The sequence below is a fragment of the Mesorhizobium sp. M1A.F.Ca.IN.020.06.1.1 genome (assembly GCF_004023265.1).
Taxonomy (GTDB): Bacteria; Pseudomonadota; Alphaproteobacteria; order Rhizobiales; family Rhizobiaceae; genus Mesorhizobium.
In genome coordinates, this window is sequence record NZ_RZSR01001122.1 from 1 (window position 1) to 1,731 (window position 1,731).

2 protein-coding genes and 1 pseudogene are annotated in these 1,731 nt (G+C 61.3%); 2 read left to right on the forward strand and 1 reads right to left on the reverse strand.

Going from position 1 to position 1,731, the window contains the following annotated elements:
• A pseudogene (locus EOA60_RS31610) lies at positions 1–251 on the reverse strand (MFS transporter); the annotation flags it as partial.
• A gap of 208 nt (positions 252–459) precedes the next feature.
• On the opposite strand from EOA60_RS31610, the gene EOA60_RS31615 reads away from it, so the two are divergent.
• Both EOA60_RS31615 and EOA60_RS31620 read left to right on the forward strand, forming a co-directional pair.
• Entirely contained in the window at positions 460–1,143 is a 684-nt protein-coding gene (locus EOA60_RS31615) for a TetR/AcrR family transcriptional regulator (RefSeq protein ID WP_095783789.1), read from the forward strand.
• 116 nt (positions 1,144–1,259) lie between these two features.
• Positions 1,260–1,731, forward strand: a 472-nt coding sequence (locus EOA60_RS31620; protein ID WP_128312523.1) for an SspB family protein, incomplete at its 3' end; no start/stop codon positions are given.

The window sequence follows — 1,731 nt, forward strand, 5'->3', positions numbered from 1 at the left end:
ACCATGAACAGCGCGAGTCCGACATAAAGCGGCAGCTTGCGCCCGACCATGTCTGAGATCGGTCCGACGACGATCTGGCCGAAGCCCATCGACAGGAAGAAGATCAAGAGGCTCATCTGCACGGCGGCGGTGCCAGCTTTCAAATCCTCACCGATCGAAGGCAGCGCTGGAAGGTACATATCGATGGCGAAGGGGCCGATTGCGGACAACAAGCCGAGCACGACCGCGATGCGGAGGAATTTGGGACTCATGATAAGGGCTTCTTTCGGATCTGGTTGTCGCCATGGTCCGGCGTCTACCCGAGGACGTTCCATCCCGTGGAACCCCGACATCCGGGATGTGAAATCATCGTCGCTTCAAAGCGCGATTCTGTCGTTCCCGGGAGCGGGCTTCGCTTTATTGTGTCTACAAATTTAGACAGCCTTGTCCAATTCGTCAATCATCGCTATATGGTTTTTTATGAAGGTCGGCGTTTCTCCTGACACTTTCCCGCCACGCAGCCACGAGGCCAAGCGCATATCGGTGGTTGATGCTGCCGCTTCGGTCTTCTGCCGCGAAGGCTATGCCGGCGCCAATATCGACCTGATCGCGGCCGAGGCCGGCGTTTCGCGCCAGACCGTCTACAATCACCATGGCGATAAGGAAAAGCTGTTCATGGCCATTGTGCGCGACCTGACGGAGCGCTGCAATGCCGGCATCTTCGCCACCATTGCCACCTTTCCCGACCAGCCCGCCGATCTCGAAGCCGATCTTGTCGCCTTCGCGGTGCGCATGAACCGCAACTGTATCTGCAACCGCGACGGCCGCTTCCTGCGCAAGCTGATCCAGGCCGAGGGCGAGCGCTATCCCGAGCTTTTTGCCGAGTGGCGCGAACAGGGACCGGGCCGCACCTGGTCGGCGCTTGCCGCCCGCTTCGCGCGGCTGGCCTATGCCGGGCACCTCTCGATCGACGATCCGGACGTGGCGGCGCGGCAGTTCCTCGCACTAGTCAACGCCGAGTTGCAGACAACCTTCATGCTCGGCGGCATACCGACGGAGGAAGAGGTGTTGCGCTCAGCGACCAATGGCGTGCGCACCTTCCTGGCCGCCTTCGGCAGGAAGAAAGCGGCAGCCGCCCGGCAGGCCGCCCTCGCCCACGCCTGAGCGATCAAATCGCCGCCAGCCCTCTTGGCCTTAGCTTTCGGCGCCTATATGCGGTTTACGCCGCGCCCAAGCTTGATTACAGCTATGCGGACGATTCAACGGAACCCGACCGTCACATGGCCGACGACCACATCCGCTACGACATTCTGGCCCAGGAGGCATTGCGCGGTGTCATGCGCAAGGTCCTGGCCGAAGTCGCGCGCACGGGCCTTCCGGGCAACCATCATTTCTTCATCACCTTCCTGACCGGCGCGCCGGGCGTGCGCATCTCCTCGCGGCTACGCGAGCGTTATCCGGAGCAGATGACCATCGTCATCCAGTTCCAGTACTGGGACCTGAAGGTGACCGACACCGGTTTCGAGGTGGGACTCTCCTTTTCCGACGTGCCCGAAAAGCTCGAAATCCCCTTTTCCGCCGTGCGCGGTTTCTATGACCCATCAGTGAATTTCGAACTCGAATTCGACGTCAAGGCGGACAACGCCGCGGAAGACGACGACGCCGCGCCGGCCCCGGAGCTGCCGATCGCGGTCGTGACCGAAAAGAAACCGGAATCGAAGAAAAAGGCCACCGAGGCCGAGAAGAAGCCGG

Coding starts and splice junctions, on each gene's coding strand:
- EOA60_RS31615 (WP_095783789.1), top strand. CDS start 460: ATGAAGGTCGGCGTTTCTCCTGACACTTTCCCGCCACGCAGCCACGAG.